This window comes from Bradyrhizobium sp. Mp27 (assembly GCF_029953005.1).
Lineage (GTDB): Bacteria > Pseudomonadota > Alphaproteobacteria > Rhizobiales > Xanthobacteraceae > Bradyrhizobium > Bradyrhizobium barranii.
The window spans coordinates 1-5,863 of the sequence record NZ_JASAUS010000275.1 but is presented as its reverse complement, the minus strand read 5'-3'; the positions used below and the strand labels follow the sequence as shown (position 1 = coordinate 5,863).

The window sequence follows — 5,863 nt, the reverse complement described above, 5'->3', positions numbered from 1 at the left end:
GAGAAACTCGACGCGGCGACGGCGTTTTGAATGCGTTGCGATGATCTTTCCGGTGGCGACTTCGAGCGCCGCAAACAATGTTGTGGTGCCATGCCGCTTGTAATCGTGGCTCTGGCCGGTCAAGGCGCGGCCACTGGGCAACGTCAGATAACCTTGCGCTCGCTCCAAAGCCTGGATCGAAGGCTTCTCGTCCACGCATAGCACATAGCCTTCGCCGGCGGGGCGACGTAAAGGCCAACGACATCGGCGGCTTTGGCCGTAAAGGCTTTGGCCGTAAAGTTCGGGTCGTTGCCTTCGCACCAGGACTTGCGAGCTGCGAGGTCAATCTTGTGGCTGCGCAGGAACCGCCAGACATATTGGACGTCAACATCGTCCAGCGCCTCGGCCAGCAGAGGACCGGTCCAGCGCGCAAACCCGTGCGGCGGCGGCTTATCCAACAGCTTCAGAATCCGCTTGTCGGTCGTCTTCGTATAGATCGGCTGCTTGCCCGGCCGCGGCTTGTCTTGCAGCCCTTCAAGGCCATGGTCGGCATAGCGATGCCGCCAAAGGCTGACAATCCGCGGCTGGACCCCGACTTCCTTGGCGATCGACCGGGTACTGCGCCCATCCGCCGCCAACAGAACTATCCGCGCCCGCTTCAAATCGCGCTGCAACGTCACCGGAGAGCGATAACACGCCTCAAGCACCTTGCGATCTTTCCTCGAAAGGTGGACTTCTCTTGCTTCGGGTATCATCCCGACCTTGAATCACGACTCACGATCTAAGAAAAGTGGGTACTAGCGCCGCGATTTTTGTGGCCGGATGGAGCGCGAAGTGGATCGATTGCCGGCCACGGCGGAACGATCCGGACCCGGATTGAGGAAGGCGTCCGTCCTTGGTCCAGCGGCGGCGCTCGTGCGACGTAACCCCAAGGATTTCTTCAACGACACGCGGATGCAGCCGTTCCTGTCGAAAGGCATCCAGCGCAGCATCGACCGCGGCAAGAAGATCGGAAAGCTCGTCGATGGCGTGCGGCGCGATGGTGTGCAGATCGCTTCGCCCTGGGTCGACGTCTTGACCGGCGGCGCCGAAGCAAACCGGCCACACGCCGCCGCGCCTCGATCGCTCTTCGCCGCGATCCGAGGGTCAGCTCTGCCGTGGGCCCGAACGTCAATGAGACGCCGTTTGAAGAATGCAAAACTGCGAGATAGCGGCTTCGGGTTGGAATCGCTCGACGTCATTGTAACAAAGGCTTCCGGAGACGTTCACAGTCTCCGCGGCACATTGCTGCGGTCAACTCACAGCGTAGGGCGCAAAGGCGCTGCGGTTTTCGTCGACTTGCAGGGGACGTCCGGCTGAGGGGAATGCCCGCTGCGGCAGGCAGGTCGTTCGCAGATCCGGCAGCCGCGTCCGATCGGAGTCGCCGCCGCGGGGTTACTGAGGTCCATGCCGTCCGAATAGACCAATCGACCGGCGTGGTGGAGGTCGCACCCGAGTGCGATAGCAAAGGTCTTTCGCGGAGGTTCAGCCGAGCCCCGCGGTCCGCAAAAGAGCATTTTCTGCCGCATGGATAGCGAGGCCTTCGCCCCGGAAAAGCCAGACCTCCTCACTCCGCCAGCCGTTCGGGTTGCTGGTTCTTGTGCTTCGGCCGCCTTGGGTGCGAGCGCTTCGCACTACCGGAAGAGCTATCCCGCCGCCGCTCGCGGTTTGCCGCTCCGTTAGCATCGGAAAGGAATTTCTCTCCAGCGAATGTCTTTCCGGACACGGAGCCTCCCGTGACCATCCGTAATCGCCCGGGGAGAAGAAGGGCCTCTTCGGTGCTAATGCTGGCGGGCAGAGCCGGTCTGCCCATTTCAGTACCGACAAGCATATTTTGATCCGGTGGGCCGCAGAGCAATCTGCGGCCCTTCCGTTTGTGGGTAGCGAGGGCTTCGCCGTGATCTAACGGCTGACGCTTGGCCGGCGTCGGGTTCCGGTTATTCGCCGATCGCGAACCGCGAACATACTGGGCGGAGCGGAAGGAGTTTTCCGAAAGTGGCGATCAATCACACCAAATACCCTAATCGACATCATTGGTCTTTTCGAGGCTTTTCGGCCTTGTGCACGCGCTACCCTGCCCTGCAGTCCATTGCGGGTCTCACCTGCTTTCGAGAAGCTGACGAGGCCGCGGTCCCGTAGCTGAGCGGCATTCGCACCGCCCAGCCTGTTCGTTCGCTAAACGTGGTCGGCCTGCCGCTATCGCAGACCGTGCCTTCGCCCGATCGTTCTCTTGCATGCCGAATCAGGCCCACGCCCGCATGACGCTGTAATTGATAAGCGGAGTCGATCAGCTTCTCTTTATAGCTCGCACGGAGACCGCCCTCCGTGGTATTATCGGGAACTCCGGCTCTGCCAGCTTCAACATCGAGCGGGACATCCCCCAACTCGTTGGCTTCCGCGAGAAAATGCCAGCAACGCAAGAAGGCCGCACTTTGCCGGCGCGGCCTTCTCGAAAACCTTCTGATCCAGCTATTCATTATTCAGCGGCGTCGGACATGGCGCCCATCATCGTTGCGGATGCGACCACGCAAAGCTCACCGCCTTGGGGTCCTTAGTGAAGATCAGGCGCGGACCATTCCAGCCGAAGGATACGCTTGTCAAGCGGGCATCTGGTGAGCACACGCTCAACGTGCGTCGCTCAGGTGAGATGCGGAGCCTTTTCGGCCTCGTCACCGCCCCAGCCGGCGGCCGCGATCGATGTGTCGATCAGCTCGCCGCGCAACAGCGCGAGCGGCGATTTGTAGTACAGCGCGACGTTGTGGAGGGGATCCGTCAGGACTTTGAAGACCCATACCAGCCCGGTCTGGCCGTCACGGGTGACGAAGAGCTGGATCATCCGAAAGAGGCCGCCGCCAATGCCTATAACGAGCCATACCGTGCCGACTTGCCGGATGAAGTCAAGCCGCCCGACAGGCGGATCGAACATGCCAAACGCCGGGAAGACGTAGAGTGCGAACGGCGCCAGGCCCCAGATTATCAAGAGCACAATCTTGCGCGTCTGGTTGTAGCCTACCTTGACCGCCTCCTTGTACTCGTTGCTGACTTTGTTCACGTTATCGTAGCCGTTCGGCTCGAAGAAGAAATGTCCGGTCTGCCGCGTCAGCATCGCAAGCCAGCCAACGAGGCCGGCCATTGCCGGGTCCTTGAACAAGAGCGCATAGCAACCGAGGAAGATGAAAGCGCTGATCAAATGCAGCGTCTGATTAACTCTGCTCCGGTGATAGTAACGGTAGTCATCCCACCGCAGGCTTCGCAGCATGTCTGACAAAGGGCTCATGATCAATCCTCGGTCATTTGACGATGTCGAAGCCATAAGCCGAGTCCGTGACAGATGCGTGAATGCATTATGATGTCGCATTGCAGCTTAATGAGGTGGCAAAGCCGAGCGCCAGGCGCACGCGAAAAGTCGGATGTTCGCGTTTCGGCTTGATATTGGTGACCAGGGCAGCCCAGTCGACCACGATCTCCTTTAACCGAATCAGACCCCTTGCAGACGGGGCGGGGCCATACGTTTTTTGAGCAGACGGTTTTCCAGGGTCAGATCGGCTACGGCCCAGGGCGGCGGCCTCCCGGCGGAGATCCTTCACCTCGCCGGAGGTCGCAGCTCGCGCCGTATCGCCCGCCAGGAGGCGCTTGCTGGCCTCGAGGAACTCCTTGGACCAGCCGTAATACATCGAGGCGGCAATGCCCTCGCGCCGGCAGAGCTCGGAGAGGCACCGTCAAGTTAACGAATTGGAGCGGCCGAGGGGTAGACGACGGGCATGCCCACCGCCCGGGACCCTTTTTATCGTCGCCATCGCTTCCCACCGGAAGTGATCAGCTATGCCGTTTGGTTGTATTTCGGGTTTCCCTTAAGCTTGCGCATGGTCGAGGAAATGCTGGCGGCGCGTGGCATTGGCGTGACCTATGAAACCGTGCGCCAGTGGGGACGGAGATTCGGCAAGGCGTTCTCCGATCGGATTCGCCAGCGCGCTCCCGCTCGCGGTGGCAAATGGCATCTGGGCGAGGTCGTTATCTCGATCACGGGCGAACAACATTGGCTCTGCCGCGCGGTCGACCAGAATGGCTCAGTTCTCGACGTCTTGATCCAGCGCCGAAGAGACTCGCGCGCTGCGCAGCGGCTCATGAAGAAGCTCTTGAAATCCGCCGGCACGCCGCCGCGCGTGATGATCACGGATAAGCTCCGTTCGTACGGCGCTGCGAGGGCGAAGATGGGCTTTCACGTCGAACATCGCCAGCACAAAGCTCTCAACAATCGGGCCGAGAATTCTCATCAACCGACGCGGCGCCGCGAGCGGATCATGAAGCGTTTCAAATCGTCCCATCAGGCTCAACGGTTTCTGTCAGTTCACGATCAGGTCGCGAACCTTTTCCACATCCCCTATCCCGGAGCCGTCACCGCCGACTTTCCGTCGTGCTTCGCGCGAGCGAGCCTTTGCGACTTGGCGAGAGATCTCCACGACAAGCGCTTCGCCGAATCCCTTCGGCTCAGAGGTTGATTAAGTTGACGATGCCGAAGGCGGAGGGTTTCCCCCGTCACAGTCTGTTCGGAAGTGAGCTGTCCGATCCCCAGCTCCTTAGTCATTATCCTGGTCATCGTCATGTCCCGGCAAGGGATCCGGAAACTCCCCGGGCCAGCACTTTGTCCTTGCTGACCTGATTGTTCCTTGGTCGAGGACGCGCCTGGCTTAAACAAGAAGATGTTCGGCTCATCATCCGATGCCAGCCATAAGGTCACGCCGGCACGAGAAGCCTCTGGCGCCTCGGTTTCACTTCGATCCTGACTTCGACATCCCGGTTGAGCTTCACAAGCATGGCGATGAGGCGATCGAGCGTGAAGCGATCGAGATTAGCCTTGCGTACACGCGAGAAATCGGCCGCCGCAAAACCGGTGAGATCATGCGCCTTCCGCACGCTGATCTCCTGCTTGTCCAGGACGCCAATGATCTTCGCCGCAAGAATGGCCTTGGCTTGATGAATATCCGCGTCGGGATAGCCAAAGTCACGGAAGACATTGCCGCTGCCGCGCACCAATTCAACGCCGTTCTTTTTCATCGCAAAGCCTCCTTCAGTCGTTTGATGCGTTCCTTGATCCGGTCCACGTCCATTTGCGGTGTCTTGATCCCGCTCTTGGATTTCTTCTGGAACGCATCTACCACCCATAAGTCATCGCCGATCTGGACCGCGTAGATCGCCCTGAAAGCGTCGCCACGGTGCTTTAAGGCAATCTCGAACACGCCCGAGCCCACGCCCTTGAATGGCTTGGCGATGTCGGCCTTTCCGCCACGCGCAGCAACCGTCAAGGCTGTCAGCATGTCGAGCTGGACCTCGCGCGGGAATTCCTCAAAGTCTTTCCTCGCGGCTTTTAGCCACGAGATCGTGCGTACCAGTTCCGGCATATGGGGAATGTTGTCATATTTGACAACGTAAGTCAAGGAATCCTGATCCCTTTTACTGCTGAGCGTGTCCCTGCCAAAGGTTTTCCGCCGAGTACAATTCTCCGCTCGTCATTGACGCAGTCATTCCAAAGATATTGCCGTCCTGAAGTTCGCCTTTTCTTTCCGATGATCCGCTTTGGGCAAAGTTCGCCGAGATCTGGCGAGGTGGACCGTCGCACGCGCCTTCATGGCGAACTGCCGGAGATCGGCACGCCCGGTGGTGACCGCTCGTTACGCGGTCACTGCAATTGTTCAAGAGTTCGTCTCGGGGCGATCAAGCCACGTCGCTGTCTTCGTCGGTCCGCCTCGAGTTGGTCGGCCTCGTCCGACGCCAGCACAGGAAACTCTCCCGCCAGCATTTTGTCCTTGCTGAGCAGGCCGGCCTCCTCGAGCATCTCCATGTCCGG

The 5,863-nt window shown here is 59.8% G+C and carries 5 protein-coding genes and 3 pseudogenes; 2 read left to right on the top strand and 6 right to left on the bottom strand.

Annotation, left to right across the window (positions count from 1 at the left end; translation table 11 throughout):
• Positions 1–734, bottom strand: a pseudogene (locus QJT78_RS47690) (IS630 family transposase); the annotation flags it as partial.
• A 199-nt stretch (positions 735–933) separates the two neighbouring features.
• Here QJT78_RS47690 and QJT78_RS47685 point away from each other — a divergent pair.
• Positions 934–1,338 (top strand): hypothetical protein, encoded by a 405-nt coding sequence (locus QJT78_RS47685; RefSeq protein WP_208089680.1) that lies wholly within the window; start codon positions 934–936, stop codon positions 1,336–1,338.
• Here QJT78_RS47685 and QJT78_RS47680 read toward each other — a convergent pair.
• The 3 genes and pseudogenes from QJT78_RS47680 to QJT78_RS47670 all read right to left on the bottom strand — a co-directional run.
• Complete coding sequence (locus QJT78_RS47680) at positions 1,278–1,535, bottom strand: short-chain fatty acyl-CoA regulator family protein (RefSeq protein ID WP_225006026.1); 258 nt, start codon at positions 1,533–1,535, stop codon at positions 1,278–1,280. The two genes, QJT78_RS47685 and QJT78_RS47680, sit on opposite strands and share 61 nt — an antisense overlap.
• 1,121 nt (positions 1,536–2,656) lie before the next feature.
• The gene (locus QJT78_RS47675) at positions 2,657–3,295 is read right to left on the bottom strand and encodes a hypothetical protein (protein ID WP_028181695.1); all 639 of its coding nucleotides are present in this window, start codon (positions 3,293–3,295) and stop codon (positions 2,657–2,659) included.
• A gap of 231 nt (positions 3,296–3,526) precedes the next feature.
• Positions 3,527–3,731 (bottom strand): annotated as a pseudogene (locus tag QJT78_RS47670) (IS3 family transposase); the annotation flags it as partial.
• A gap of 48 nt (positions 3,732–3,779) precedes the next feature.
• On the opposite strand from QJT78_RS47670, the pseudogene QJT78_RS47665 reads away from it, so the two are divergent.
• Positions 3,780–4,521: pseudogene (locus QJT78_RS47665) on the top strand (IS6 family transposase).
• Between the two features lie 231 nt (positions 4,522–4,752).
• Here the strand turns inward: QJT78_RS47665 and QJT78_RS47660 are convergent.
• Both QJT78_RS47660 and QJT78_RS47655 read right to left on the bottom strand, forming a co-directional pair.
• A complete protein-coding gene (locus tag QJT78_RS47660) occupies positions 4,753–5,073 on the bottom strand; it encodes a helix-turn-helix transcriptional regulator (protein WP_028181696.1) in 321 nt (106 codons plus the stop codon).
• Positions 5,070–5,453, bottom strand: coding sequence for a type II toxin-antitoxin system RelE/ParE family toxin (locus QJT78_RS47655; RefSeq protein ID WP_244430985.1), 384 nt, complete (start codon positions 5,451–5,453; stop codon positions 5,070–5,072). Before QJT78_RS47655 ends, QJT78_RS47660 begins: the two co-directional genes overlap by 4 nt.
• Between the last annotated feature and the right edge of the window lie 410 nt (positions 5,454–5,863).

Bases quoted from the DNA above. Each gene is read 5' to 3' on its own strand.
- QJT78_RS47685 (WP_208089680.1), top strand. From the start codon at position 934: ATGCAGCCGTTCCTGTCGAAAGGCATCCAGCGCAGCATCGACCGCGGC.
- QJT78_RS47680 (WP_225006026.1), bottom strand. From the start codon at position 1,535: ATGCTCTTTTGCGGACCGCGGGGCTCGGCTGAACCTCCGCGAAAGACC.
- QJT78_RS47675 (WP_028181695.1), bottom strand. From the start codon at position 3,295: ATGAGCCCTTTGTCAGACATGCTGCGAAGCCTGCGGTGGGATGACTAC.
- QJT78_RS47660 (WP_028181696.1), bottom strand. From the start codon at position 5,073: ATGAAAAAGAACGGCGTTGAATTGGTGCGCGGCAGCGGCAATGTCTTC.